The sequence below is a fragment of the Saccharothrix ecbatanensis genome, from assembly GCF_014205015.1.
GTDB classification, from domain to species: domain Bacteria; phylum Actinomycetota; class Actinomycetes; order Mycobacteriales; family Pseudonocardiaceae; genus Actinosynnema; species Actinosynnema ecbatanense.
In genome coordinates this window covers 7,753,828-7,779,575 of sequence record NZ_JACHMO010000001.1, presented here as the reverse complement: position 1 = coordinate 7,779,575, position 25,748 = coordinate 7,753,828, and the positions used below count along the sequence as shown (strand labels likewise).

Annotated in this window: 25 protein-coding genes; 18 read left to right on the top strand and 7 right to left on the bottom strand. The window is 70.6% G+C overall.

The window, feature by feature from the left end; genetic code table 11:
- The first annotated feature begins 30 nt into the window (after window positions 1-30).
- From F4560_RS34165 to murQ, 6 genes are all read left to right on the top strand, one after another.
- Window positions 31-843 carry an HAD-IB family hydrolase gene (locus tag F4560_RS34165; protein WP_033441918.1) on the top strand — a complete coding sequence of 271 codons (813 nt, stop codon included), beginning with the start codon at window positions 31-33 and terminating at the stop codon, window positions 841-843.
- 652 nt (window positions 844-1,495) lie between these two features.
- Window positions 1,496-3,163 (top strand): glycoside hydrolase family 3 protein, encoded by a 1,668-nt coding sequence (locus tag F4560_RS34160; protein WP_376775374.1) that lies wholly within the window; start codon window positions 1,496-1,498, stop codon window positions 3,161-3,163.
- Window positions 3,163-4,431, top strand: a complete 1,269-nt coding sequence (locus F4560_RS34155) for an exo-beta-N-acetylmuramidase NamZ family protein (protein ID WP_184929556.1) — start codon at window positions 3,163-3,165, stop codon at window positions 4,429-4,431. Before F4560_RS34160 ends, F4560_RS34155 begins: the two co-directional genes overlap by 1 nt.
- A gap of 12 nt (window positions 4,432-4,443) precedes the next feature.
- Entirely contained in the window at window positions 4,444-6,096 is a 1,653-nt protein-coding gene (locus tag F4560_RS34150) for a serine hydrolase domain-containing protein (RefSeq protein ID WP_184927166.1), read from the top strand.
- A gap of 112 nt (window positions 6,097-6,208) precedes the next feature.
- Entirely contained in the window at window positions 6,209-7,126 is a 918-nt protein-coding gene (locus F4560_RS34145; protein WP_184927164.1) for a MurR/RpiR family transcriptional regulator, read from the top strand.
- Window positions 7,123-8,058, top strand: a complete 936-nt coding sequence (murQ, locus tag F4560_RS34140; RefSeq protein ID WP_184927162.1) for an N-acetylmuramic acid 6-phosphate etherase — start codon at window positions 7,123-7,125, stop codon at window positions 8,056-8,058. Before F4560_RS34145 ends, murQ begins: the two co-directional genes overlap by 4 nt.
- A gap of 101 nt (window positions 8,059-8,159) precedes the next feature.
- On the opposite strand, the gene F4560_RS34135 is transcribed toward murQ, so the two are convergent.
- Window positions 8,160-8,609 carry an Lrp/AsnC family transcriptional regulator gene (locus tag F4560_RS34135; RefSeq protein ID WP_312869640.1) on the bottom strand — a complete coding sequence of 150 codons (450 nt, stop codon included), beginning with the start codon at window positions 8,607-8,609 and terminating at the stop codon, window positions 8,160-8,162.
- Window positions 8,610-8,716: 107 nt separating this feature from the next.
- Here F4560_RS34135 and F4560_RS34130 point away from each other — a divergent pair, with 107 nt between their 5' ends.
- Both F4560_RS34130 and kynU read left to right on the top strand, forming a co-directional pair.
- Window positions 8,717-9,532, top strand: coding sequence for a tryptophan 2,3-dioxygenase (locus F4560_RS34130; RefSeq protein ID WP_184927160.1), 816 nt, complete (start codon window positions 8,717-8,719; stop codon window positions 9,530-9,532).
- Complete coding sequence (gene kynU, locus F4560_RS34125) at window positions 9,529-10,668, top strand: kynureninase (protein WP_184927158.1); 1,140 nt, start codon at window positions 9,529-9,531, stop codon at window positions 10,666-10,668. The genes F4560_RS34130 and kynU overlap by 4 nt, the downstream gene beginning before the upstream one ends.
- A 222-nt stretch (window positions 10,669-10,890) precedes the next feature.
- Here kynU and F4560_RS34120 read toward each other — a convergent pair whose 3' ends face one another.
- On the bottom strand, window positions 10,891-11,616 hold the full coding sequence (locus F4560_RS34120; protein ID WP_184927156.1) for a Fic family protein: 726 nt from the start codon (window positions 11,614-11,616) through the stop codon (window positions 10,891-10,893).
- Between the two features lie 93 nt (window positions 11,617-11,709).
- On the opposite strand from F4560_RS34120, the gene F4560_RS34115 reads away from it, so the two are divergent.
- From F4560_RS34115 to F4560_RS34095, 5 genes are all read left to right on the top strand, one after another.
- Complete coding sequence (locus F4560_RS34115) at window positions 11,710-12,279, top strand: GNAT family N-acetyltransferase (RefSeq protein ID WP_184927154.1); 570 nt, start codon at window positions 11,710-11,712, stop codon at window positions 12,277-12,279.
- Window positions 12,280-12,482: 203 nt separating this feature from the next.
- On the top strand, window positions 12,483-14,459 hold the full coding sequence (gene acs, locus F4560_RS34110; protein ID WP_184927152.1) for an acetate--CoA ligase: 1,977 nt from the start codon (window positions 12,483-12,485) through the stop codon (window positions 14,457-14,459).
- Window positions 14,460-14,582: 123 nt separating this feature from the next.
- Window positions 14,583-15,782: a Na+/H+ antiporter NhaA gene (nhaA, locus tag F4560_RS34105; RefSeq protein ID WP_184927150.1), complete on the top strand. Its 1,200-nt coding sequence runs from the start codon at window positions 14,583-14,585 to the stop codon at window positions 15,780-15,782.
- 79 nt (window positions 15,783-15,861) lie between these two features.
- The gene (locus tag F4560_RS34100) at window positions 15,862-16,338 is read left to right on the top strand and encodes a phage holin family protein (RefSeq protein ID WP_184927148.1); all 477 of its coding nucleotides are present in this window, start codon (window positions 15,862-15,864) and stop codon (window positions 16,336-16,338) included.
- A gap of 8 nt (window positions 16,339-16,346) precedes the next feature.
- Window positions 16,347-17,270 carry an alpha/beta fold hydrolase gene (locus F4560_RS34095; protein ID WP_184927146.1) on the top strand — a complete coding sequence of 308 codons (924 nt, stop codon included), beginning with the start codon at window positions 16,347-16,349 and terminating at the stop codon, window positions 17,268-17,270.
- Between the two features lie 51 nt (window positions 17,271-17,321).
- On the opposite strand, the gene F4560_RS34090 is transcribed toward F4560_RS34095, so the two are convergent.
- From F4560_RS34090 to nth, 4 genes are read right to left on the bottom strand one after another with little or no spacing between them, the layout of a single operon-like run.
- Window positions 17,322-18,509, bottom strand: coding sequence for a MarP family serine protease (locus tag F4560_RS34090; protein ID WP_184927145.1), 1,188 nt, complete (start codon window positions 18,507-18,509; stop codon window positions 17,322-17,324).
- Complete coding sequence (locus tag F4560_RS34085) at window positions 18,506-19,177, bottom strand: NUDIX hydrolase (protein ID WP_184927143.1); 672 nt, start codon at window positions 19,175-19,177, stop codon at window positions 18,506-18,508. Before F4560_RS34085 ends, F4560_RS34090 begins: the two co-directional genes overlap by 4 nt.
- Window positions 19,174-19,764, bottom strand: coding sequence for a TlpA family protein disulfide reductase (locus F4560_RS34080; protein ID WP_184927142.1), 591 nt, complete (start codon window positions 19,762-19,764; stop codon window positions 19,174-19,176). The genes F4560_RS34085 and F4560_RS34080 overlap by 4 nt, the downstream gene beginning before the upstream one ends.
- The gene (gene nth, locus F4560_RS34075) at window positions 19,761-20,528 is read right to left on the bottom strand and encodes an endonuclease III (RefSeq protein ID WP_184927141.1); all 768 of its coding nucleotides are present in this window, start codon (window positions 20,526-20,528) and stop codon (window positions 19,761-19,763) included. The genes F4560_RS34080 and nth overlap by 4 nt, the downstream gene beginning before the upstream one ends.
- Window positions 20,529-20,809: 281 nt before the next feature.
- On the opposite strand from nth, the gene F4560_RS34070 reads away from it, so the two are divergent.
- The 4 genes from F4560_RS34070 to dnaN all read left to right on the top strand — a co-directional run bounded on the left by F4560_RS34070 (window position 20,810) and on the right by dnaN (window position 24,763).
- Window positions 20,810-21,061, top strand: a complete 252-nt coding sequence (locus tag F4560_RS34070; RefSeq protein WP_015097743.1) for a hypothetical protein — start codon at window positions 20,810-20,812, stop codon at window positions 21,059-21,061.
- Window positions 21,062-21,259: 198 nt separating this feature from the next.
- Entirely contained in the window at window positions 21,260-21,934 is a 675-nt protein-coding gene (locus F4560_RS34065; RefSeq protein ID WP_033441932.1) for a Crp/Fnr family transcriptional regulator, read from the top strand.
- A gap of 438 nt (window positions 21,935-22,372) precedes the next feature.
- Window positions 22,373-23,611 carry an MFS transporter gene (locus tag F4560_RS34060; protein WP_184927140.1) on the top strand — a complete coding sequence of 413 codons (1,239 nt, stop codon included), beginning with the start codon at window positions 22,373-22,375 and terminating at the stop codon, window positions 23,609-23,611.
- Window positions 23,612-23,659: 48 nt separating this feature from the next.
- The gene (gene dnaN, locus F4560_RS34055) at window positions 23,660-24,763 is read left to right on the top strand and encodes a DNA polymerase III subunit beta (RefSeq protein WP_184927139.1); all 1,104 of its coding nucleotides are present in this window, start codon (window positions 23,660-23,662) and stop codon (window positions 24,761-24,763) included.
- Window positions 24,764-24,999: 236 nt separating this feature from the next.
- Here the strand turns inward: dnaN and F4560_RS34050 are convergent, their stop codons facing one another.
- Window positions 25,000-25,374: a winged helix-turn-helix transcriptional regulator gene (locus tag F4560_RS34050; RefSeq protein WP_312869639.1), complete on the bottom strand. Its 375-nt coding sequence runs from the start codon at window positions 25,372-25,374 to the stop codon at window positions 25,000-25,002.
- Window positions 25,375-25,399: 25 nt separating this feature from the next.
- Here F4560_RS34050 and F4560_RS34045 point away from each other — a divergent pair, with 25 nt between their 5' ends.
- The gene (locus F4560_RS34045; protein ID WP_184927136.1) at window positions 25,400-25,747 is read left to right on the top strand and encodes a YybH family protein; all 348 of its coding nucleotides are present in this window, start codon (window positions 25,400-25,402) and stop codon (window positions 25,745-25,747) included.
- Window position 25,748 lies beyond the last annotated feature (1 nt).

Sequence of the window (25,748 nt, the reverse complement as noted above, 5' to 3'; positions counted from 1 at the left end):
GTACGTGCTGCCCAGCCTTAAGCTGGACCGGTGACCGAGCACGCCACCGAAGGCAGTCGAGTCGCCGCGTTCTTCGACCTGGACAAGACCGTCATCGCCAAGTCGAGCACGCTGGCGTTCAGCCGGCCCTTCTTCCAAGAGGGCCTGATCAACCGGCGTGCGGTGCTCAAGAGCGCCTACGCGCAGTTCGTCTTCATGCTGGCGGGCGCCGACGCCGACCAGATGGACCGGATGCGCTCGCACATCACCGCGCTCTGCCAGGGCTGGGACGTCGAGCAGGTGCGCTCGATCGTCGAGGAGACGCTGCACGACATCGTCGACCCCCTCGTCTACAAGGAGGCGACCCAGCTCATCACCGACCACCAGACCGAAGGCCATGACGTGGTGGTGGTGTCCGCTTCGGGTGAGGAGCTGGTCGCGCCCATCTCGACCATGGTCGGCGCGACGCACAGCGTCGGCACGCGGATGGTGGTCGCCGACGGCCGCTACTCCGGCGAGGTGGACTTCTACTGCGCCGGCGAGAACAAGGCGATCGCCGTCAAGCAGCTCGCCGAACAGCACGACTACGACCTGAGCCGCTGCTACGCGTACTCGGACTCGATCAGCGACCTGCCGCTGCTGGAGGCCGTCGGCCACCCGACCGTGGTCAACCCGGACCGCGCGCTGCGCAAGGTCGCGGTCCAGCGCGGGTGGCCGTCGCTGACGTTCTCCGACCCGGTGTCCCTGCGCGCCCGCATCCCCCGCCCGTCCGGCACCGCGGTGGCCGTCACCGCGATCGGGTTGGGTGCCGCGACGGCCGCAGGCGTGGCCTGGTACGGCCTGCGCAGGCGGCGCCGGAGCTGATTCACCCGGCCTTGCCCCGGACAGCGGTACCGGCGGCCCGCGCCGACGCGAAACCACTGTCACAAAAGCCTTTCCACTACTTAACGTCGCTTGACCGGTGCACCCCATCGAGCCCTTGCTGTGACGCCGCACACCTACTACAAAGGAAGTGCGGACCTCGGGTCGGCCAGGGACGAAGCGGAAGAGAAGCAGCGTCCACCCCGGCAGAGCTCCGTGCGCGGACTTCGAGACACCCACGCGCAGCACGCCGCGGGAGGCTTGTCGTCTAGGGCCTGCGTACCGGGACGCCGGACGCCGAGGCCAGGTTGGTACGACACGAGTTGCACGCCTGGTAACTCGCAAGCCCGCGCTGACGACGGTGGGGCCCCTCACGAGGGGCCCCACCGTCTTTGTGCTGCGCAACCACCGGACCGCCGCACTTGCCGAACCGCCGAACCTCCGTGAACAGTGCCCGATTGGGTGACGCCCGAAGCCCCGGAATTGTCGGACCCCCTCCGCACACTGGCCACCGAACGCAACCCGTTGACCCGCCCCTGTGACGTGGGTAACTTGCGAACCGCACCACTTAGTGGTGGAAGATTCCCAGTGGGAGGCCGCTGTGCTCCGTCCGCTCGTCGCCGTCGCCTTGGCCGCGGCTTCCGCAGTGACAGCAGTGACAACATCGGCGCAGGCCGCGCCTGACCAGGCCCAGAACGTCACCGCCCTGCTCCGGGGCATGTCGCTGGAGCAGAAGGTCGGCCAGCTGTTCGTCACCTATCTGCACGGCCAGTCGCCAGACGAGGCGCACCCCGGCAACGTGCGGGACTTCGGCGTGGCGACCCCGGCCGAGGTGGTGGCGAAGTTCCAGCCGGGCGGGGTCATCTACTTCAACAACTCCAGCTACGACAACATCGACACACCGCGCCAGATCGCCGCCCTCTCCAATGGCGTCCAGCGGGCGAGCGACATCCCGCTGGCGATCTCGGTCGACCAGGAGATGGGCATCGTCACCCGGATCGGGCCGCCCGCGACCCAGTTCCCCGGCAACATGGCCCTGGGCGCCGGCCGCAGCGCCGACGACGCCCAGGAGGCCGCCGCGATCACCGCCCGCGAGCTGCGCGCCATGGGCATCAACCAGAACTTCGCGCCGGACGCGGACGTCAACTCGAACCCGCAGAACCCGGTCATCGGCGTGCGGTCGTACTCCGGCGACCCGGCGCTGGCGGCCGAGCTGACCGCCGCCCAGGTCCGCGGCTACCAGGGCCGCTTCCTCTCGCCGCACGCGGTCAGCGCCACCGCCAAGCACTTCCCCGGCCACGGCGACACGGCCGAGGACAGCCACACGACCCTGCCGAAGGTCGACCGCACCGCCGAGGAGTGGCGCCGACTGGACGCCCCGCCGTTCCAGGCCGCCATCGCCGCGGGCATCGACTCGATCATGACGGCGCACATCCGGATGCCGAAGATCGACCCGTCGGGTGAGCCGGCGACGCTGTCCAAGCCGGTCCTCGACCTGCTGCGCGAAGACCTGGGCTACGACGGCGTGGTCATCACCGACTCGCTCGCCATGGCGGGCGTGCGGCAGCTCCACCCGGACGCGGAGATCCCCGTGCTGGCGCTGAAAGCGGGCGTCGACCAGCTCCTGATGCCGGTGAAGCTGGAGGAGGCGTTCAACAGCGTCCTCGCGGCCGTGCGCAGCGGTGAGCTGACCGAGCAGCGGATCGACCAGAGCGTGCTGCGGGTGCTGCGGATGAAGTTCATGCGCGGCATGCTGAACGGCCGGCAGGTGGACCTCGACCAGGTCGACGCCGCCCTCGGCACGCCGGAGCACCTGGCCGCCGCACGTCGGATCACCGACCGCACCATCACCGCCGTGCGCAACGACGCCGGCGTGCTGCCGCTGCGGGCCAAGCCGACCGCCGCGCTGGTCACCGGCTGGGGCGAGACGACGACCCGCACGCTGGCCACCGTCCTGGGCGGCACGGCGATGCCCACCGGCACCGCGCCGACCCAAGCCCAGATCACCGCCGTCGTCCAGGCTTCGGCCAACGCGGACGTGGTCGTGGTGCTCACCAACGCGCTGTCCGGCCAGCCCGCGCAGCAGGCTCTGCTGACCAGGCTCCTGGCCACCGGCAAACCGGTCGTCGCGGTGGCCGTGCGGAACCCGTACGACGTGGCGCACACCGCCGCGCCGACATGGCTCGCCACCTACTCCTACGGCGCGGGCTCGATGGAGTCGCTGGCCAGGGTGATCACCGGTGAGGTGGCGCCGGCGGGCAAGCTCCCGGTCGCGGTGCCCGGACCGACCCCGTACCCCTTCGGCCACGGCATGGAGTGGTGATCCCGATGGACCGCAGGCACTTCCTCACCGCAGGGGCCCTCGCCGTGCCGGCGCTCGGCGCCCTCGCCACCGAAAGCGGCGCGAGCACGGACAACCCCTATCACCCGGACCGCCCGCGCACCGTCCACACCGGCGCCGAGCAGCTCGCCGAAGACGGCTGGCGGCGGTTCGCGGGCCACAACGTCGGCGTGGTCACCAACCCGACCGGCGTGCTGCGCGACCACACGCACATCGTGGACTCGATGGTGGCCGCCGGACTGGCTCCGAAGGCCGCGTTCGGACCGGAGCACGGCTTCCGCGGCACGGCACAGGCCGGCGGCTCGGAGGGCAACTACCTCGATCCGCGCACCGGCATCCCGGTCTACGACACCTACGGCGCGAACGTCGCCAAGATCGCCGACATGGTCGCCAAGTCGGGCGTCGACACGCTCGTGTTCGACATCGCGGACATCGGCGCGCGCTTCTACACCTACATCTGGACCATGTACGCGGTCATGCAGGCCGCCGCCAAGACCGGCACGCGGTTCGTCGTGCTCGACCGCCCCAACCCGGTCGGCGGCACGGCCCGCGGCCCGCAGCTCGACCCGGCCCACGCGACCTTCGTCGGCCGCAAGCCGATCGTCCAGCAGCACGGCATGACGATCGGCGAGCTGGCCCGCCTGTTCGACGGCGAGTTCCTGCCCACCGACGGCGGCCGGGTGAGCAGCCTCGAAGTGGTCGACGTGAAGGGCTGGAAGCGCAGCGACCTGCACTCCGGCCTGCCGTGGGTGCCGCCGAGCCCGAACGTGCCCACGCACGACACCGCGCTGGTCTACCCCGGCACGTGCCTGTTCGAAGGGCTCGTGTTCTCCGAGGGCCGCGGCACCACCCGACCGTTCGAGACGATCGGCGCGCCGGGCCTGGACTGGCGCTGGGCCGAGGACCTCAACGCGCTGGGCCTGCCCGGCGTCCGGTTCCGCGAGACGTACTTCACGCCGACGTTCAACAAGTTCGCGAACAAGCTGTGCGCCGGTGTCACCCTGCACCTCACCGACCCGCACAGCTTCGACGCGCCCCGCACCGCGGTCGCCATGATCGTCGCGGCGAAGGCCCGCTACCCGCAGGTCTTCGCGTGGCGCCCGGACCACTACATCGACAAGCTCAGCGGCTCCGACCGGCTGCGCCGCATGGTCGACGCGGGCGCGGGCGCCGACGAGGTGGTCGGGGCCTGGGCCGACGAACTGGCCACGTTCGAACGCACCCGCACGCCTTACCTGAGCTACCGGTAGAGGGAGACAGCGATGCGCGTCCCTGCCCTGCTGATCGCGACCGCCATGGCCGTGACCGTCACCCTGCCGGCGCACGCCGAGGGCCGCGAGGCCCGCTTCGACCAGCCGCACCAGGGCTGGGCGAGCAGCGTGCTGCGTCCGGGTACCCCTGAACACGTGGGACTCGACCCGGCCCCGCTGGACGCCGCCCTGGCTCAGGTCCAGCGCTACACCGTCGCGGACGCCACCGGCCACCCGCTCTTCGCGGGCGCCGTCACGCTGTTCGCGCACGACGGCGTCGTGGTCACCCACGAGCCGACGGGCTGGGCGGTCCGCTACTCCGACGGGGCGGGCACCGAGCTGCCCGAGGCCCAGCGCGTGCCGATGGCCCAGGACACGATCTTCGACCTGGCGTCGATCTCCAAGCTGTTCACCTCGATCGTGGTGATGCGGCAGCACGAGCAGGGCAGGTTCGGGCTGGACGACCCGGTGGCCCGCCACCTGCCGGAGTTCGGCGTGAACGGCAAGGAGTCGATCACCGTCCGGCAGCTGCTCACGCACACGTCCGGCCTGGTGGCCTGGCTGCCGCTGTGGTCGCAGTACCCGGACGTGCCGTCGCGGATCAAGGCCGTGATGGACACGAAGCCGCGCAGCACCCCCGGCAGCACGTACCTGTACTCGGACCTGAACCTGATCACCCTCGGCCTGCTGGCCGAGAAGTGGTCCGGCAAGAAGCTGGACGAGCTGGTGCGCGACGACATCACCGCGCCGCTCGGCCTCGTGGACACCGGCTACAACCCGCCGGCGGCGAAGCTCGACCGGGTCGCGGCCACCGAGTACCAGGCGGGCCGGGGCATCATCCGCGGCTCGGTGCACGACGAGAACGCCTGGTCGCTGGGCGGGGTAGCGGGTCACGCTGGTGTCTTCGCCACCGCGCGCGACCTGGCCGTGCTGGGCCAGGCGATCCTCAACGGCGGCGTGCACGCGGGCGGCCGGATCCTGGAGGAGGGCACCGTCGAGCTGATGCTCACGGACTTCAACCAGGCCTTCCCCGGCAACGCGCACGGTCTCGGCTTCGAGCTGGACCAGCGTTGGTACATGGGCGCGCTGACGTCGCCGAGGGCCGCCGGGCACACCGGCTACACGGGCACCACGCTGGTGCTGGACCCGTTGTCGCGGTCGATCGCGATCCTGCTGACCAACCGGGTGCACCCGAGCCGCAACTGGGGCTCGATCAACCCGGCCCGGCGGGTGGCGGCCGACGGCCTGGCGCAAGCGATGGCGGTCCGGCCGCGGCACGGCACGGCGTGGACGCCCGACACGAACGGCGGCACGTTGACCACGCGTGACCTCCCGCAGCGGTCGGAGACGCAGCGGTTGTCGTTCTGGGCGTTCGTGGACCTGGACCCGGGCGACAAGGTCGTGGTCGAGGCGACCGGCGACGGCGCCACCTGGCGCGAAGTCCAGGTGTTGGCCGGGTACGGGCAGCGGCGGTGGCACAAGGTCGAGGTCGAGACGGCGTCGGCGACGCAGTACCGCTGGCGGTACGTCCGCGGCACGGGTTACGGCGGGCGCGGTGTGTACGTGGACGCCGTGCGCATCACCGACGAGCACGGCGTGGCACTTGACGCGGAGCGCGAGCCCGCGGGTCTTCGTGCCGAAGGGTGGTGGGCCGCGGACCGTTAGTGACGTGGCGACCGACCGCGTGATCGACCAAATGGTGAAATCGTGTCACGTTTGGGGTGAGTTAAGCCCACCCTCCGTTGACCGTAGGTTGAGCGGTTAGTAAGTTTCCCACGTGTCCACCGAAAGTCACGCCGACTCCAGTCCCTTGGTCAAGATCCGTTCACTCCTGCCGGGCCTGGCCCGCGCGGAACAGCGGGTCGCCAAGGTCGTGCTGGACAACCCGGCGACCGTCGCACACCGGAGCATCACCGAGGTCGCCGAGGCCGCGGGCACCAGCGAGACAACGGTGACCCGGTTCTGCAAGGCGATCGGTGTCGGCGGCTACCCCGAACTGCGCATAGCTCTGGCGGCCGATACGGCACGCACGTCGATGCGCACCGACCGCGACCTGGGCGGAGACATCGGCCCGGGCGACGACATGCGTCAGGTGGTGGGCAAAGTGGCGTTCGCGGACGCTCGGGCGGTCGAGGAGACCGCCGAGCAGCTGAACGTGGAAACGCTGGAAGCGGTGGTCGAGGCGGTCGCCGGCGCGGGCCGGGTGGACGTCTACGGCTTCGGCGCGAGCGCGTTCGTCGCGTTCGACCTCCAGCAGAAGCTGCACCGGATAGGGCGTATCTGCTTCGCGTGGAACGACACGCACATCGCGCTCACGTCCGCCGCCGTGCTGACCAAGGCGGACGTGGCGGTCGGCATCTCGCACACCGGCTCCACGTCGGAGACGGTCGAGGCGCTGCGGGTGGCCAAGGATCGCGGCGCGACCACGGTGGCGCTGACCAACTTCCCGCGTTCGCCGATCAGCGAGGTCTCCGACCACGTGCTGACCACGGCGGCACGCGAGACCACGTTCCGCTCGGGTGCGATGGCCAGCCGGATCGCCCAGCTGACCGTGATCGACTGCCTGTTCATCGGCGTCGCGCAGCGGCACGTGGACAGCGCCAAGATGGCCCTCGAAGCGACGTACGACGCGGTGTCGGGGCATCGCCTGGGCGCCCGACCGGACGGCAGGCGACGCCGGGAGTCCGGTAAATGACGCCGCCCCGGCACGATGTCGCGGTCCGCGTGGAATCCCCCACCGAGGCCAGGAACCCGCGGACCCAGGACATCGACCGGCTCTCCACGCTGGAGGTGCTCCGGCTCATCAACGCCGAGGACCAGCTGGTCCCGGACGCGGTCGCGGCCGTGCTGCCGGAGCTGGCCCGTGCCGCCGACCTCGCCGTCGGCGCGCTGCGTGCGGGCGGCCGGGTGCACTACGTCGGCGCGGGCACGTCCGGCCGGCTGGCCACGCTCGACGCCGCCGAGCTGGTGCCGACGTTCAACGCGCCGCCGGACTGGTTCGTCGCCCACCACGCGGGCGGCCGGGACGCGCTGGTGAACGCCGTGGAGGACGTGGAGGACCAGGGGACCGACGGCGCCGCCGAGATCCGCCGGCACGCCGCCGCCGGTGACCTGGTGCTGGGCGTCACGGCGTCCGGCCGCACGCCGTTCGTGGTGGCCGCGCTGGAACAGGCCCGCACGATGGGCGCGCACACCGTTCTGGTGTCCAACAACCCGACCGCGCCGGCGCCCGTCGAGGTGGACGTGCTGATCGCGGTCGACACCGGGCCGGAGGCGATCGCGGGCTCCACCCGGATGAAGGCGGGCACCTCGCAGAAGCTGGTGCTGACGTCGTTCTCCACCGCCGTGATGGTCCGTCTCGGCCGCACGTACTCGAACCTGATGGTGTCGATGCGTGCCACCAACGCGAAGCTGCGCGGCCGGACCGTGCGCATCCTGCGTGAGGCGACGGGTCTGGGCGAGTTGGAGTGCACGACCGCATTGGCCGACGCGGGCGGTGACCTGAAGGTGGCTCTGGTGCACTTGTTGACCAATGTGCCCGCAGCGCGCGCTGCGGAGGCGTTGGAACGCACGCAAGGGCACGTCCGACACGCGCTCGGCCAGCTGCTGCCAGGCCCGGCCAGCTGAACCCCAGCCGACTGAACCCGGGCCTGCCGAACCCAGGCCTGCCGAACCTGGCCGACCGAACCTGGCCTGCCGAATCCAAGCCGGCCAACTCCGGCTGACGGTCAGCCGGGTAGCACCGGGCGCCACGGGATGGGCGTCGACAGCACCATGGCACTGGACGTCTCGCCGTAGCCGCCCAGCCGCACGAGCAGCCGTTCCAGCTCGCTGATCGACGTGGTCACCACCTTCACCACCGAGCAGATGTCGCCGGTCAGCCGCACCACCTCGACCACCTCCGGGCAGTCGTCCAGCAGTTCCGGGTGCACCGTGATGCACCTCGGCCCGTAGCACTTCATCCGCACCAAGGCGACCACCGACCGCCCCACCGCCGTCGGGTCCACGGTCGCGCGGTAGCCGGTGATGACGCCCGCGTTCTCCAGCCGCCGCACGCGCTGCGCGACCGTCGGCGGTGAGACGTGCACCCGCCGTGCCAGCTCGTTGTACGACAGCCGCGCGTCCTCCTGGAGGGCCTCCAACAGGGCCCAATCCACGTGATCCAGTTCGGTGTTCACGACCACAAAGCTACTCCCGATATCGCCTTTCAGTCGTAAGAAGTTCTGGCTCAAACACCGGTTGTCGGCCATTCAAATCACGCGAACGCAGGGCCATGATGGAAGACATGACTTGCCCGGTCGCACCCAAACTCGACTTCGGCGGCACGACGCCCTATGAGGACTACGTGCACGCCTCCGTGCTGCACTCGCTGCAACAGCAGTGGTCCGAAGACCCGCGTGAGATGTCGTTCCTGGTGATCACGCAGGTCATGGAGCTGTACTTCGGGCTGCTGTGCTTCGAGTGGCGGCAGGCCAAGAAGGAGCTGCGCGCCGACGACGTGCGTGCGGCCGTTCGCACCCTGCGCCGCAGCGACCTGCACATGCAGGCCCTCAACGCGGCGTGGCGACCGATCGCCCGGATGACGCCGGCCGAGTTCAACTCGTTCCGCGACGCGCTCGGTGAGGGCTCCGGCTTCCAGTCCGGCCGGTACCGCGAGGTGGAGTTCCTGCTCGGCGAGAAGTCCCGGTCGATGCTCGTGCCGCACCGTGCCGTGCCGCAGCAGCACGACGCGCTCGAAAAGCTGCTCAGCGAGCCGAGCCTGTACGACGACGTGCTCGGCTTCCTGGAGCGCCAAGGTCTGCCGATCCCCTCTCACGTCCTGGAACGTGACGTCAGCCAGCCGTACGAGCCGAGTGCCGAGGTAGAGGCCGTGTGGGCGGACATCTACCGCAGCGGGTCCCGTGACCTGCTCGAACTCGGCGAGGCGCTGACCGACATCGCCGAGGAGTTCGCCCGCTGGCGCTACGACCACCTGCTCGCGACGCGCCGTTCGATGGGCGCGAAAACCGGAACCGGCGGGTCCGCGGGGGTTGCGTGGCTGGAGAAGCGGACGCAACGCTCGGTTTTCCCAGAGCTGTGGACGGCTAGGAGTCACGTATGACGAGCCCGACCGACCCGACCGACCCGTTGGCGCACATCCGCGACCTGTTCGACCTCGACGACGACGTCGTGTACCTGGACGGCAACTCGCTGGGAGCGCCACCGAAGGCCGTCGCCGAACGGGTGCAGCACGTGGTGCGCGAGCAGTGGGGCCGGCGGCTCATCCGGAGCTGGTCGGAGGGCTGGTGGGAGGCGCCGGAACGGGTCGGCGACCGGGTCGGGCGGCTGATCGGCGCCGCGCCGGGGCAGGTCGTGGTGGCGGACTCGACCAGCGTGAACCTGTTCAAGGCGTTGATGGGGGCGGTGCGCAACACCGACCGCATGGAGATCGTCGTGGACGAGGGCACGTTCCCGACGGACGGGTACATCGCGCGGTCGGTGTCGGAGCTGACGGGGCTCGCGTTGCGGGCGGCTCCGCCGGAGGAGCTGGACCTGCGGGACACCACGGCGGTCGTGCTGCTGAACCACGTCGACTACCGGACGGGTCGGCTGCTGGACATGGCGCGGCTGACCGAGCAGGTGCACGCGGTGGGCGCGAAGGTCGTCTGGGACCTGTGCCACAGCGCGGGCGTGCTGCCGATCGAGTTGGACGCGCTCGGCGTCGACCTGGCCGTGGGCTGCACGTACAAGTTCCTCAACGGCGGCCCCGGCTCGCCCGCGTTCATCTACGTGCCGAAGGCCGGCCAGCCCGTGTTCGACCAGCCGCTGACCGGGTGGACGGGCCACGAGGCGCCGTTCGCGATGTCGCCGGAGTACACGCCGGATCCTGGCGTTTCCCGTGCCCGCGTCGGCACGCCGGACATCATCTCGATGCTCGCGCTGGACGCCGCCCTGGACGTCTGGGACCACGTCGAGATGGCCGACGTGCGGGCCAAGGGCCTGCGTCTGACCTCGCACTTCATGTCCCTGGTGGACGACCTGCCGGACATCGAGGTGATCACCCCGCGCGACGAGTGGCGCGGGCACCAGGTGTCGCTCCGCCACCCTGAAGCGAAGCGGATCATGGCCCAGCTGATCGAACGTCAGGTGATCGGCGACCTCCGCCCGCCCGACGTCCTCCGCTTCGGCTTCGCCCCGCTCTACAACACCTTCGCGGACGCCGAACGCGCCGCCGCCACCCTGAAAACCCTCCTCTAGCCGCGTGAGTCCTACGTTCAGAACGCGCGAGTCGTACCTTCAGGACCACCGTGTCCTACGTTCAGGACCCCCGAATTCAACGCTCAGAACAGTCGATCTTGTACTGAGCGTTGAACTCGGGGGTCGCGAACGTAGGACTCACGCGTTCTGAACGTAGGACTCACGGGGCCTGAGCGTTCGACACGCGGGGCCTGGAGGTTCGACTCGCGCGCGGGGGTGGGGTTAGGGGGTGGCGGCGTCGGCGATGCTGCGGGCTTCACGGGCGCCGGCTTCGAGGGCCTCGCACCAGAACAAGAGCCAGCGGGTGACGCCCTCGGGGTCGCCGGTGGAGAAGCCGTGCAACGCGGCGGCGTAGTCGTTCTGACGGCGCAGGCACGTCACCTCGGGAACGCCCAAAGACTTCGGGTCCAGGCCACTGGCGATCGACGCCAAGCGGGACGCGGCACGCGCGACCACCCCGTTGGCCGTCTCGAACGGCGCCAACGACATCAGCTCCCCGTGCACCACCGCCACCAGCACGGGAGCGGGAACGGACGTGCCGCCGGTGACCAGGGTCCCCAGCATGTCCAGCCGCTCCGACATGCCCGGCTCGGCACGCGGGCGCCCCAACTCCCCACCCAGGTCCGCCGCCGCCAGCACGTGCAACCGGGCCAACGCCTGCATCGGCGCCCGCTGCCACGTCGGCAGCACCACGCCCAGCGCCTCCGCCACCCGCAGCGCACCGGCCAGCACCGGCTCGGTCACCGACCCGTCGGACGGGATGGCGGTCGGCCCGCCGTCCAACGCCGCGGACGCACGAGCGGCACGCACGGACGCCTCGGCCGCGGTGGTCGCCCAACCGCGCAGGTTCACCCGGTGCCGGTGCACCTGGAACACGGCGTCACGCGCGGCGGCGACGGCGTCGGCCACACCGGGCAGGTCCAGCAGCGGGGTAAGCGGATCGGTCACACCGCAGAACACTACTCGCCGGTAAGTGGCTATCTAAAACAACCCTGAAATGGCTATGACAAATAGCCACTACCGAGAACTACCGTCCGGGGCATGAACTGGTACGACCGCCCCGTGCTCACCGGCGACCACGTCCGCCTCGAACCCCTCTCCCCCGACCACGCCGAGGGTCTGCACGAGGCCGGCAAGGACCCGGACGTCTGGACCTGGCTGAGCAACCGCCAACCGACCACCCTCGACGAGACCCGCGCGTACGTCGAGCGCAGCCTGGCAGACCCGACCCGCCTGGCGTGGGCCCAGGTAGACCCGCGCACGAACGAGGTCGTCGGCACCACGTCGTACTACGAGATCGACCCGAAGCACCGCGGCCTCTACATCGGCCACACCTGGATCGGCACGCGCTGGCAGCGCACCGCCCTCAACACCGACGCCAAGCTCCTACTCCTCAGCAGGGCATTCGAGGACCTGAAGGCGCTGCGCGTCGGCTGGCACACGGACCTCGGCAACGAACGCTCGCAACGCGCCATCGAACGCCTCGGCGCGACCCGCGAAGGGGTCCTGCGGGTGCACCGCATCCGGCCGAACGGGACCCTGCGCGACACCGTCGTGTACTCGATGACGGCAGCCGAATGGCCGGCCGCGAAGGCTACGCTCACGACGTGACGCGGGTCACGGAGGATGCCGCTGGTCGCAACCTAGGTGTCGTTCGGCGGAATCGCGGTGGTCAGCGGGCGTGCCACGGGTTACACAGTGACCCACGCGTTTCCGATTCGACCGAAATTGGTCTGAACCTTTTGGGTGCGCAGTGACGTCGACCGCACTACGGTCAGTGCCGCACCCCCACGGATTCAGGAGGTCCGCCCACCATGACAGAGCCGCAAGCCGCCCTGGACAACCTGTCGACCGAGCACAGGACGTTCCCGCCCAGCGAGGAGTTCGCCGCGCAGGCCAACGCGACCGCCGCGCTGTACGAGGAGGCGAGCGCCGACCGCGAGGCGTTCTGGGCGAAGCAGGCCGAGCGGCTGTCCTGGGACACCAAGTGGGACCAGGTCCTCGACTGGTCGAAGGCCCCGTTCGCCAAGTGGTTCGTCGGCGGCAAGCTCAACGTCGCCTACAACTGCGTCGACCGGCACGTCGAGTCCGGCCACGGCGACCAGGTCGCCATCCACTGGGAGGGTGAGCCCGGCGACAGCCGCGTCATCACCTACGCCGAACTCCAGCGCGAGGTCTCCAAGGCGGCGAACGCCCTGGTCGAACTGGGTGTCGGCGCGGAGGACCGGGTCGCCATCTACATGCCGATGGTGCCCGAGGCCATCTTCTCCATGCTGGCGTGCGCGCGCGTCGGCGCGATGCACAGCGTGGTGTTCGGCGGCTTCTCCGCCGAGGCGCTGCGCACCCGCATCGAGGACTCCCAGGCCAAGCTGGTGATCACCACCGACGGCCAGTACCGGCGCGGCAACCCGGCGGCGCTCAAGCCGGCCGTGGACGAGGCCGTGTCGAAGGCGAAGAGCGTCGAGCACGTGCTCGTCGTCAAGCGCACGAGCAGCGACGTGGACTGGACCGAGGGCCGCGACGTCTGGTGGCACGACCTCGTCGAGCGCCAGTCCGACCAGCACACGCCGGAGGCGTTCGACTCCGAGCACCCGCTGTTCATCCTCTACACGTCGGGCACCACGGGTAACCCCAAGGGCATCCTGCACACCTCGGGCGGCTACCTGACCCAGGCGTCGTACACGCACCACAACGTGTTCGACCTCAAGCCGGACACCGACGTCTACTGGTGCACCGCCGACATCGGCTGGGTCACCGGGCACAGCTACATCGTGTACGGCCCGCTGTCCAACCGCGTCACGCAGGTCGTCTACGAGGGCACGCCCAACACCCCGCACGAGGGCCGGCACTGGGAGATCGTGCAGAAGTACGGCGTGTCGATCTACTACACGGCGCCGACGCTGATCCGCACGTTCATGAAGTGGGGCGCGGACATCCCGGCGAAGTACGACCTGTCGTCGCTGCGCGTGCTCGGCAGCGTCGGCGAGCCGATCAACCCCGAGGCGTGGATCTGGTACCGGGAGACCATCGGCGCGAGCAAGACGCCCGTCGTGGACACCTGGTGGCAGACCGAGACCGGCTCGATCATGATCTCCCCGCTGCCCGGCGCGACGACCGCCAAGCCCGGTTCGGCGCAGCGCACGCTGCCCGGCATCAGCGCCAAGGTCGTGGACGACCAGGGCAACGAGGTCGCCAAGGGCGGCGGCGGTTACCTGGTGCTCGACCAGCCGTGGCCGGGGATGCTGCGCGGCATCTGGGGCGACGAGGCGCGTTACCGCGACACGTACTGGTCGCGGTTCGCCGACCAGGGCTACTACTTCGCCGGTGACGGCGCGAAGTACGACGCGGACGGCGACATCTGGCTGCTGGGCCGGGTGGACGACGTGATGAACGTGTCCGGGCACCGGATCTCCACCACCGAGGTCGAGTCCGCGCTGGTCTCGCACCCGACGGTGGCCGAGGCGGCGGTGGTCGGCGCGACCGACCCCACCACCGGCCAGGGCATCGTGGCGTTCGTGATCCTGCGCGGCGGCGCGGCCGAGGGTTCGGACGGCGCGACAGCGATCAAGGCGCTGCGCGACCACGTGGCCAAGGAGATCGGCCCGATCGCGAAGCCGCGGCAGATCATGGTCGTGCCGGAGCTGCCGAAGACGCGCTCGGGCAAGATCATGCGCCGGCTGCTGCGGGACGTGGCGGAGAACCGGCAGGTCGGCGACGTGACCACGCTCGCGGACTCGTCGGTGATGGACCTCATCTCCAAGGGCCTGAACTCGGGCGCCTCTGAGGACTGAGCACGAGCGCGCGGGGTGTCCACGAGTGGTGGACACCCCTTTCGCGTTGCTAGGGTCGCCGAGGTGAGCCGGGAAGTCTGGTCGGCACGAGGATGAGCCGTACCCGACGCACCGGAGACGATCTTGAGCAGCAGCAAGCGGAACGCCGCCACCGAGTTCGCGCGCTACCTGCGCACCGAGACGGTCGGCGGCATGATCCTGCTGGCCGCCACCGCCGTGGCGCTGATCTGGGCGAATTCGCCCCTGTCCGGCACGTACACGGCGCTGCGTGACTTCCACATCGGCCCGGAGTCGCTGCACCTCAGCCTGAGCGTGGGCGACTGGGCCAAGGACGGCCTGCTCGCGATCTTCTTCTTCGTCGCCGGGCTCGAACTCAAGCGCGAGCTCGTGATCGGCGAGCTGAACAACTTCAAGGCCGCGATCCTGCCGGTGGTGGCCGCGGTCGGCGGCATGGTCGTGCCCGCGGCGGTCGCGCTCGGCGTCGGCTGGGGCGAGCCGGGGTTCGAACGGGCGTGGGCGATCCCGGTGGCCACGGACATCGCGTTCGCGCTGGGCGTGCTGGCGATCACCGCGTCCGGTCTGCCGAACAGCCTGCGCCTGTTCCTGCTCAGCCTCGCCGTGGTGGACGACCTGGGCGCGATCGTGCTGATCGCGGTGCTGTTCACCGCGACGTTCAACCTGGTGGCGGCTGCCGCGGCGGTGGCGTTGATGGCGCTCTACGCGTTCCTCCAGCACAAGCGGGTGACGACACCCTGGCTGTACGTGCCGATCGCGGTCGGGACGTGGGCCGCCGTGCACGCGGCGGGTGTGCACGCCACCATCGCCGGCGTGGCGCTCGCCCTGCTGACGCGCGTGCGCAAGGACCACTACGAGCACGAAGCGCCCGCGCTGCGGCTGGAGCACCGGTTGCAGCCGTGGTCGGCGGCCGTCGCGGTGCCGGTGTTCGCGCTGTTCGCGGCCGGCGTGCCGGTGAACGGCGAGGCGTTGGGCGCGTTGTTCTCGGACCGGCTGGCGCTGGGCGTGATGCTCGGTCTGGTGGTGGGCAAGCTGGTCGGCATCGTCGGCGCGTCCGCGTTGGCGGTGCTGTTCAAAGCCGCGGTGTGGCCGAGCGGGGCCGGACCGCGGGACATCGTCGCGGTCGCCATGCTCGGCGGCGTCGGGTTCACCGTGAGCCTGCTGATCTCCGACCTCGCCCTGGAGGGCGCCGCCGCCGAACAGGCCAAGGCGGCCGTGCTGCTGGCGTCGTTGGTGGCCTCGTTGCTGGCCGCGGTGCTGCTGGTGCGTCGCAGCCGGGTGCACCAGCGCGCCGACGAGGACGACTGAGCCCGCCGGGACCGAAGGCGAACGGCGGAGATCAGCCAGTCGTGGAGCCCCGGTGAACGGTGCATGGCACGATGAACCGGTGACCACCGCTCGGGAGAACACCAACGGCAGCGGACTGCCACCTGTTCCGTCGATCCCGTTGACCGCGGAGACCCCGGTCAAGATCGCGGAGGAGACGTCCATCGGCGGCTTGATCCGCGATGCGACGGCCCACCTGTCGACGTTGGTCCGGGCCGAGGTCGAGCTGGCCAGGTCCGAGGTCGCGGGCGAGATCAAGAAGGGCGTGAAGGGCAGCGTCTACTTCATCCTCGCGGTGGCGGTGTTGCCGTTCGCCCTCATCATGCTTTTCATGACCCTGGCCTACGCGCTCTACGACATCTTCGACTTCCCGCTGTCGCTGTCGTTCCTGATCGTGTTCTTCGTGGTGATCATCGTCGTGGGGCTGTTCGTCTTCCTGGGCGTGCGGAAGATGAAGAAGCTGCGCGCGCCACAGCGGACCATCGCGTCGGCCAAGGACACCGTCGCGGCCCTGCGCCACCGCGGCGAAGGCCACTGAACCGCGCCGTGCGGCTACCCGACCCGTCGACCGCTCGGGTGCCCGGCCCCTGGGCGCACCGCGACGTGTCCGCGAACGGCATCCGCCTGCACGTCGCCGAGCTGGGCGAAGGCCCGCTCGTGCTGCTGCTGCACGGTTTCCCGGAGTTCTGGTGGTCGTGGCGGCACCAGCTGGTCGCGATCGCCGAGGCGGGCTACCGGGCGGTGGCCGTGGACCTGCGCGGCTACGGCGACTCGGACAAACCACCGCGCGGGTACGACGGGTTCACGCTGGCCGGTGACGTCGCGGGCCTGGTGAAGGCACTCGGCGAACCGCGCGCGCACCTCGTCGGCCACGCCTGGGGCGGCATGCTGGCGTGGACGGTCGGCGCCATGCACCCCCGCCTGGTCTACTCGGTGACGGCCGTGTCCGCCCCGCACCCGCTCGCGCTGCGCCGGGCGATCCGCCGCCACCCGCGCCGTCAGGGCCGGGCCAGCGCACACCTGTTCCGCTTCCAGCTGCCGCTGTACCCGGAGCGGTGGCTGACCCGGGACGGCGGCGCGGCGGTGGCGGACCTGCTCGGCAAGTGGGGCGGTCCGAAGTGGACGGTGTCGCCCGAGTTCGACGAGGTGGTGGAGCGCAACCGGGAGGCGGTCCTGGTGCAGGGCGTCGCGCACAGCTCGATGGAGTACTTCCGCTGGGCGGTGCGCTCCCAGCTCCGCAGCGACGGCCGTCGGTTCGCCGAGGCGGTGGACCGCCGGCTGGAAGTGCCGGTGCTCCAGATCCAGGGCGCCCGCGACCCGGTGATGCTGGACACGACGGCGTCCGATTCGGCCATCTGGACGGGCGCGCGCTCGTCGTACCGGGTGGTGCCGGAGGTCGGCCACTTCCCGCACCAGGAAGCGCCCCAGACCACGAGCCGGCTCGTCACCGACTTCCTCGCCAAGGTCTGATCAGGACAGCGGTCCGATCAGGACTCGCCGACGATCAGGACTCCGCGACGATCAGGACGCGCACGTCTGGGTGGACGCGCGCCGCACCATCGTCGGCGCCTGCGCCACTTCCTCCGCGACTTCTTGCGCGGTCAGCACGAAACCGGTCTCCTGGTCGTCCACGGCCGCGCCGAACACCACGCCGATCACCCGGCCCTGCGGGTCGACCAGCGGGCCGCCGGAGTTGCCGCTTCGCACCTTCGCCCGCACCGTGTACACGTCCCGCGTCACGGTCTGCGCGTCGTAGATGTCCGGTCCGCGCAGCACCGGGATCCGTTCCCGGACCCGCGCCTCGGACGCCGTGTACGGGCCGTCCAGCGGGTAGCCGAGCACGATCCCGTCCTCGCCCTGCGCGATCTCGTCGGTGCGGAACTCCAGCGGCACGGCCTTCAGGTCCGGCACGGCGAGGATCGCGATATCCGTCTGCGGGTCGTAGTGCACGACCGTGGCGTCGAACTGGCCGAGCCCCACTTCCACGGTGACCTCGGTGGTGCCGGCGACGACGTGCGCGTTCGTCATGACGCGCTCGGGCGAGATGACGAAACCCGTGCCCTCCAACGCGCGCGAGCACGACGGCGCCCGCCCGCGCACCTTCAGCACGCTGGGCCGCAACTGCTGCACGATCGGGTTCGAGCTCAGCCCCGGGTCCGGCGGGCCGACCTCCTTCAACGGCATCTGGTTGAACGGGTCCACCGCGGCCGGGAAGCCGGAGACGTCGAACAGGTTCTGGAGGTCGTCGGCCAACGTCCGCGCCGCCTGCGGCATGGTGTCGTCCACCGTGGACAGGATCACCGACTGGTTCAGCGCCTTGGCCAGCGACGGCAGGCCCGCCACCATGGTCAGCGGCAGCGCGATCATCCACGCCACCACGAACACCACCGCGCCCTGCACGATCGCGCCCAGCGCGTTGTCCGCGCCGCGCAACGGGCTGGAGTTGACCCGCGGCTTGATGCTCCGGCCGACGTACACGCCCAGCGTCTCGCCCAACGCCACCAGCAGCACCACGATGCCGACCGCGAACACGACCTTGGTCACCACGTTGTCGAACTGGGCCACCACCAGCGGCGCGAGCTGCGTGCCGAGGACCAGGCCGATCAGCACGCCGACGAACGCGGGCAGCGCGACGACCATGCCCTGGCGCGCGCCCGACATCGCGGCCAAGGCGGCGAGCGCCAGCACGAGGAGGTCAACCCAGTTCACGGAACCTCCGTCGCACGCAAGGCCAGGTCGAGGTCGCGCACGTCCGAGGTGTCCCACGGCCGTTCCCAGCCGCCCAGGGCGAGCAGCCCGTTGAGCAGACCGGCGGTGAACCCCCACACCAGCATCCCCGGTGCGGCGAACGCCGGCCCGATGTAACCGGACGGGTGGCTCACCCGGAACCGGTTCGCCGGGTCGGCCAGGTGCGCGATCGGCACCCGTGCCACCGCGGCGGTCTCTCCCGGGTCGACCGGCGCGACCGGCGACGGCTCGTCCCAGTGCGCCAGCACCGGCGTGACGACGAACCCGGACACCGGCACGTACAGCTGCGGCAGCGTGGCGACCGGCCGGACGCCTTCGCGCAGCACACCGGTCTCCTCGTACGCCTCGCGCAGCGCCGTGTCCACCGGTCCGTCGTCGGTCGGGTCGGCGGCGCCGCCCGGGAAGGCGACCTGGCCGGGGTGCGAGCCGAGGGTTTCGGCGCGGCGCAGCAGCAACACGTCCGGGCCCGCTTCGCCGTCACCGAACAGCATCAGCACGGCGGCGGGACGTCCGGTGCCCTCCGGCGGCGGCAAGATCCGGGTGAACGTGCGGGCGTCGATGTCGACGGTGGCCTTGACCAGGCCGCCCATCCACTCCGGCACACCGTCCGGGTCGACCAGGGCCGTCATCCGACCACCTCGCGCACCTGGTCGACCGAGGTGAGCACGATCGGGTCGGTCACCTCGGTCAGTGATCCGTCCGCCCCGGTGACATAGCTCACCGGCAACCTCGGTGGCACGCGCATGGCCTTCCGCACACCGTCGCCCTCGTGGAAGACCGCGGGCAGGTGCACGCCGAGTTTCGCCAACAGCTCCAGACCGTCAGCCTCCTTGCTCGCCACCAGGACCGTCACCACCGGCACCGCCCCCGGCTGCCGGGCGTACGCGTCCAGGACCTTCAGCTCCTCATGACAGGGAACGCACCACGTCGCCCAGAAGTTCACCAGGACCCGGCCGGACACGGCGGACGCCACGTCCACCTGCTGTCCGTCACCGAGGCACGTGGCCATGACGCCGCGCAATGCCTGCGGCCCTTGGCCCTCTGCGCGTGGGCACGGCCACAGTGCCGCCTGGTCGCGCGCGGCGGCCAAGTCCACCGTCGGCGACGTCCGGGTCGGCAGGCCCTGGTCGGCCTCCGGTGAGCGTGGCCACAGCGCGACGGCGCCCGCCACCGCCAACACCAGGACGACGACGGCCCACCGCGCTCCGGCGCTCACGCCAGCTTCTCCCCCGCCCGCACGCGTTCGGCGAGGTCGATCAAGTGCGGCGCTTCCTCGCCCTTGACCAGCTTCTGCGCCTTGACCGGGTCGACTTGGCCGATGCCGTAGGACGGGCACTGGGGCGCCAGCAGGCACGCGCCGCAGGCCGGGGTGCGGGCGTGGCAGACGCGGCGTCCGTGGAAGATCGTGCGGTGCGAGAGCAAGGTCCACTCCTTGCGCTCGACCAGCGCGCCGACGATGTGCTCGACCTTGACCGGGTCCTCCTCGTCGGTCCAGCCCCAGCGGCGGACCAGGCGGCCGAAGTGGGTGTCGACCGTGATCCCCGGCACGCCGAACGCGTCGCCCAGCACCACGTTCGCGGTCTTGCGGCCGACGCCGGGCAGCGTCACCAGGTCCTTCAGGGTGCCCGGCACCTCGCCGTCGAACCGTTCCACCAGCGCGGTTCCCAGGCCGATCAGCGAGGTCGCCTTGTTCCGGTAGAAGCCGGTCGGCTTGATCAGCTCCTCCAGCTCCGCGCGGTCGGCCGCGGCGTAGTCGGCGGCCGTGCGGTAGCGGCGGAACAGCGCGGGCGTGACGAGGTTCACCCGGACGTCGGTGGTCTGCGCGGAGAGCACGACCGCGACCAGGAGCTGCAACGGGTCGACGAAGTCCAGTTCGCAGTGCGCGTCGGGGTAACCCTCGCCGAGGACCCGCACCATGCGTCGCGCCCGGCGGACCAGCCCCAGCCTCGTCTCCGGCTGCTTCACCGCGCTCTTCGCCATGTGCCCAGGTTAATGGCCGCCGCGAGGTGGTCGACGGCTCGGTCGTCCGGCCGCCCGATTGTCGGGAAGTCGCCTCCCCGCCGGGCGCGCCCCCCCGTCCGGGGGAGCCGGCGCCGATCCACCCGGCGTCGGGCCGTTTGAGGCGGCACGATCACGGGCAAGCAACCATGGGCGCACCGCATACGTCCTAGTGACAACCCACCGGACGATCACGAACCGACACGCCGGAATGACCCCCCTTGACCGCGCGCCGAACCGGATGCGCAAAGATCGGAGCCATCATGACTGCCTGGTTCGTCATCGCCGTTCCGATCGTGATCATGTTCTTCGCGCTCTTCATGGAGCGCGTTGAAGCTCGTCTGCGGCACGTCGCTGTGCAGGAGGACGAGGTCGAGGAGTTCCTGGAGTCGGCGCGCCCCGACGAGGTCAGGGCGCTCTACGGGCACGGCATCGGCCGCGCGCTGGAGTTGTTCCGGCTGCGCAGGCTGGGTGGTCGTGCCAGGAACCTGCGTCAGCGGCGCACCCGCCGCTAACCGGGGTAGGACCGGCGAGGCCCACGGGGTCAACCCCCGACGGGCCTTATCGGGCTGTCCGGGCTGCGGTAGCGGCGCGCCGAAAGGCGATCCACACCACAGCCCTTAGACTGCACTCAGTGATCGGCGGCAGGCGCTGATCCGCCAGAAGGCGGAACGCGCTCAACCATGCCGCCGCGTCTCGACAGGAGGGACGAGGTGGACGAGACCCTGGCCCGCGCGGGCATTTTCCAGGGGGTCGAACAGGCCGCAGCGGAGGCACTGGCGCAGACGCTGGAGTCCGTTGAATTCCCGCGCGGCCACGTGATCTTCGCGGAAGGCGAGCCGGGCGACCGGCTCTACATCATCCAATCCGGCAAGGTGAAGATCGGCCGGAAGTCGCCGGACGGGCGGGAGAACCTCTTGGGGATCTTCGGGCCGTCGGACATGTTCGGCGAGTTGTCGATCTTCGACCCCGGTCCGCGCACGTCCACCGCGACCACGGTGACCGAAGTGCGCGCGGTCAGCATGGACCGCCCCGCGCTGCGGCAGTGGATCACCAACCGGCCGGAGATCGCCGAGCAGCTGCTGAGGGCGTTGGCCCGCAGGCTGCGCCGGACGAACTCCATGCTGGCCGACCTGATCTTCACGGACGTGCCGGGCCGGGTGGCCAAGGCGTTGTTGCAGCTCGCGCAGCGCTTCGGCAGCCAGGAAGCCGGGCTGCTGCGGGTCACCCACGACCTCACGCAGGAGGAGATCGCCCAGTTCGTCGGCGCCTCGCGTGAGACGGTGAACAAGGCTCTGGCCGACTTCGCCCACCGCGGTTGGCTCCGGCTGGAGGGCAAGAGCGTGCTGATCCTCGACCCGGAGCGGCTGGCCCGCAGGGCCCGCTAGCTTCCCGAGGAGCACAGCAAGACCGGGCGCCGCCCCCGACGCGGCGCACCGGTCTTGCTGTCGCACGGCCCATCCCCCGACAGACCGCGCATTCCACACATCCGGCGCCCGTAGGCCCCGACCCTTGAAGCGCCGGAAGGAGGTTTGGGTTCCCACTGCGACGGCGGTCGAAACGGGTTTCCCCGTCGGGCCGCACCGACAGCGGTTGCTCTCTCAACGATCGCACGCCACCTCGTGGTCAACTCAAGCCCGTTCACCCTCACGGGGCCTCTGTTCAGCGGTTTTGCCGTGGGGTTTCACCCAGTCATCCCAGTGTTGTAATCGAACCGCAACCCACTCCCAGGCCTTGGACGCGGCCGGGGCCTGGTGACGGACTCCACTGGCGCTTCGACCGCAAATGATTGGTACGGGCGTACCAGTGCATGCATACTGGTACGCATGTCCCACTCTGCCCGCCTTTCCGACTACCGAGCTGCCCTGACCACCCCTGGCATGCGCGGCCCCGTGGTCGCGTCACTGCTCGCCCGGCTGCCGATCGCGATGGTCGGCCTGTCGCTGCTGCTGTACGTGCAGCGGGAGACCGGGTCGTTCGCCGCGGCGGGTCTGGTGTCGGCGTCGTCGCTGGTGGGTGTCGCTTTCGGGTCGATCGTGCAGGGCAGGTTGATGGACCGGCACGGGCCGACGCGCCCGTTGCTCACCGCGGTGGCGTTGTTCGGGGTGTTCGTGGCGTTGGCGATCAGCGCGATCGAGGCCGGGGCGACGTTGCCCGTGCTGGTGCCGGTCGCGTTCGCAGTCGGGCTCACCGAGCCGATGGTCGGCTCCGCGTCCCGTGCGCTGTGGTCCCACGTGCTGCCCGCCGGGCCTACGCGGCTGGCCGGGTTCGCGTACGAGGCGATCAGCATGGAGGTGTTCTTCATCCTCGGTCCGGGTCTCGCCGGGCTGTTGGTGACGGCGCCGTGGGCGGGGACCGGTGTGGTGATCGGCGCGGTGTCGATGGCCGTCGGCGCGGTGTGGTTCGCCTTGAACCCGACGGTGCGCGGCGTTCGTCCGTCGCCGATGAGCCGGAGCGTGTTGGGCGCGCTGGCGTCTCCCGGCATGCGCACGGTGGCGTTGGCGGCGTTGGGCTTCGGTATGACGATCGGGTTCATCGAGGTGGCCGTGCCGGCTGCCGCGGCGAAGGCGGGTCACGTCGGCGTCGGCGGGCTGCTGCTGAGCCTGTGGTCGGTGAGCTCGGTGATGTTCGGCGTCCTGTACTCGATGAAGCCGTTCCCGCGGGCGATGCACCTGCGGTTGCCGGTGCTGCTCGGCGGGTTCGCGCTGCTGTCGCTGCTGCTCGCGGTGCCGACCGGGTTGATCGGCCTGGGTGCGGCGCTGCTCGTGGTGGGCACGTTGATCACGCCCCAGGCCACCACCCACTCGGCCGCGATCGAGCAGGTGGCGCCCGCCGGGACGGCCACCGAGGCGTTCGGCTGGGTGGTGACGGCGGTGACCATCGGGTTGGCGATCGGGCAGTCGGCGAGTGGTCAGCTGGTCGAGTCGTACGGGACGGGTGCGGCGTTCGTCGCGGCGGCGGTGTCCGGCTTGGCGATCGCGGCGCTGGTGTGGGCGTTCCGCGGGACGGTGGCGGCCGGCGTGCCGCTGCCCAAGCAGGACGAACTGGCCCTGGTCGCGCCCTGACCTGCGCCAGCGCCGGAATTGTCGGTGGTCGGGTCTAACGTCCCGGACATGGACCTGACCGCCACCACCGCCGACCTGGCCTCCGCCGCCGCGGACGTCGCCCGCCTGCTGCCATCGCGCGTGTACGACCCGGTGCTGGCCGGTCTGGTGCTGCGTGCGGATGCCGATGGCGTCACGTTGGCGGGCAGTGATCGAGAACACGCCGTCCGCCTGACCCGCCCGGCCACGGTGCACACGGACGGTGCGGTGGTCGTGCCCGCGAGACCTCTCGCCGACACCCTTCGGGGCTTGGACGATCCGCAGGTCAGACTCGTGGTGGAGGGTTCACGCCTGGCCGTGCGGACGTCAACGGCCCGCTTCGCCCTGCCGTTGCTGAACCTCGCGTCCCACCCCGGCATCCCACCGTTGCCACCCGCCGTCGGCTCCCTCCCGGCCCGCGCCCTCACCGCGGCGCTGATCCCGGTGTCCAGCGCGGCTTCGAAGGACGACGCCCTCCCGGTCTTCACCGGCGTCCGCATCCACGGCGCGGACGGTCGGCTGGAGCTGATCGCCACCGATCGTTACCGGATGGCATTCGCTTCGCTACCGTGGGTGCCGACAGGCGACCTGGACGTCCTCGCGCCGGCCGTGGCGTTGGCCGAGGCGTCCAGACAGCCGGCGCGCGATGCCGAGGTGACGGTGCATGCCGATGCCGACCGCATCGCCCTGTCATGGGCGGGCGGGAGCGTGAGCACGGCGCTGCTGGCGGCCCCGTTTCCCGACGATCGAGTGAGAAAGCTGTTGGAGGCGGTCATCGACAGCACGGTGTTGGTGGAAGCGGATGTGCTCGCGGGCGCGGTGCGCCGAGCAGTCCCCTACGCCGGTCCGCACGGGTCGGTGACGATCCAGGTGGACGACGGGGAGCTGCGGGTGCGGGGCAGTGATCCGCAGAACGGCGAGTCGGAGGAGTCGGTCAAGGCGACGATCGACGGGAACCGGGTGACGAAGACGTTCCAGGCGAGGTACTTGGCCGATGCGCTGCGGGCGTTCAGCGGGCGGCGGGTGGAGCTGCGGATCCAGGATGGGCTGCGGTCCACGGTGCTGACGTCGCAGGCCGGAGATGATGGTGTGGAGCTGACTTACCTGGTAGTGCCCTTGAGAACGGTCTCCTGACCGGCGCGGCCGGGGTTCAGCCGGGTGCGGCCGGCAAACACAATCGGGTGATCATGGCCCGAAAATGTACGGAAACACTGTTACCGCGCCTCGGTTAAAACGAGGACCGAACCCCCGGCAACCACCCCCGACAACCACCCCCGACAACCACCCCCGCACACCCACCACCGCCACCCGCAACCCCGGGCCACCGCCGCCCGACTCCACCCCGCCCACCGCCGCCCGGCCTGGGGCCGCTAGTCGGTGTCGGCGCCCCAGGTCCACATGGCCTCCAGGACGGCGCGTAGCGCGTACCCGCGAGGCGTCAGGGCGTACGTCACCCGGCTCGGCCAGCCGGGCTCCCGGGAGCGCACCACCACGCCACACGCGGTGAGGTGTGTCAGGCGGTCGGTGAGGACCTTGTCGGACAACGTCGGCAGCGTGGCCGCCAGGTCGCTGAAGGTTCGTTCGCCGGCGAGCAACTCGCGCACGACCAGCGTCGTCCACCGGCCGCGCAGCGCGTGCAACGTGACCTCCACTGGGCAGTCGGCCACCGGGTGGTCGACCTCGCCGTGCGGATCACCGGCCCACACGCTCCGCCTGGCCTGGGCACTTACCGTTTGGTTGGTCACGCGCCATCCTCCTAGCGTCGTCGGCATGATCGCGAACACCCCCGAAGACCTGCCCCGACTGTTCGCCGAGGCGTTCAACGCCGGCGACCCGACCGCCCTCTACGAGTCCGGTGCCCAGCCGGCCGAGCTCGCGGGGCACCTGGCGCTGGGTCTGGCGATGACCGTCAACACCCGCAAGGTGATCACCAGGGGCGATCTGGCCCTGCTGATCGTCGACTGGCGCATCGGCGGCGAGACCGGCACGGCCGACGTGACCGAAACTGCCGACGTGACTGGAACGGCTGGCGTGACCGGCACGGCTACCGACGTCGCGCGTCGCGGCCCTGACGGCGGTTGGCGGTACGTGATCGACAATCCGACAGGAATCGCGTAGC

Bases quoted from the DNA above. Each gene is read 5' to 3' on its own strand.
- F4560_RS34115 (WP_184927154.1), top strand. From the start codon at position 11,710: ATGAACTGGTACGACCGCCCCGTGCTCACCGGCGACCACGTCCGCCTC.
- F4560_RS34060 (WP_184927140.1), top strand. From the start codon at position 22,373: ATGTCCCACTCTGCCCGCCTTTCCGACTACCGAGCTGCCCTGACCACC.
- nth (WP_184927141.1), bottom strand. From the start codon at position 20,528: ATGGCGAAGAGCGCGGTGAAGCAGCCGGAGACGAGGCTGGGGCTGGTC.
- F4560_RS34045 (WP_184927136.1), top strand. From the start codon at position 25,400: ATGATCGCGAACACCCCCGAAGACCTGCCCCGACTGTTCGCCGAGGCG.
- kynU (WP_184927158.1), top strand. From the start codon at position 9,529: ATGACGAGCCCGACCGACCCGACCGACCCGTTGGCGCACATCCGCGAC.
- F4560_RS34085 (WP_184927143.1), bottom strand. From the start codon at position 19,177: ATGACGGCCCTGGTCGACCCGGACGGTGTGCCGGAGTGGATGGGCGGC.
- F4560_RS34150 (WP_184927166.1), top strand. From the start codon at position 4,444: ATGCGCGTCCCTGCCCTGCTGATCGCGACCGCCATGGCCGTGACCGTC.
- acs (WP_184927152.1), top strand. From the start codon at position 12,483: ATGACAGAGCCGCAAGCCGCCCTGGACAACCTGTCGACCGAGCACAGG.
- F4560_RS34130 (WP_184927160.1), top strand. From the start codon at position 8,717: ATGACTTGCCCGGTCGCACCCAAACTCGACTTCGGCGGCACGACGCCC.
- F4560_RS34070 (WP_015097743.1), top strand. From the start codon at position 20,810: ATGACTGCCTGGTTCGTCATCGCCGTTCCGATCGTGATCATGTTCTTC.
- murQ (WP_184927162.1), top strand. From the start codon at position 7,123: ATGACGCCGCCCCGGCACGATGTCGCGGTCCGCGTGGAATCCCCCACC.
- dnaN (WP_184927139.1), top strand. From the start codon at position 23,660: ATGGACCTGACCGCCACCACCGCCGACCTGGCCTCCGCCGCCGCGGAC.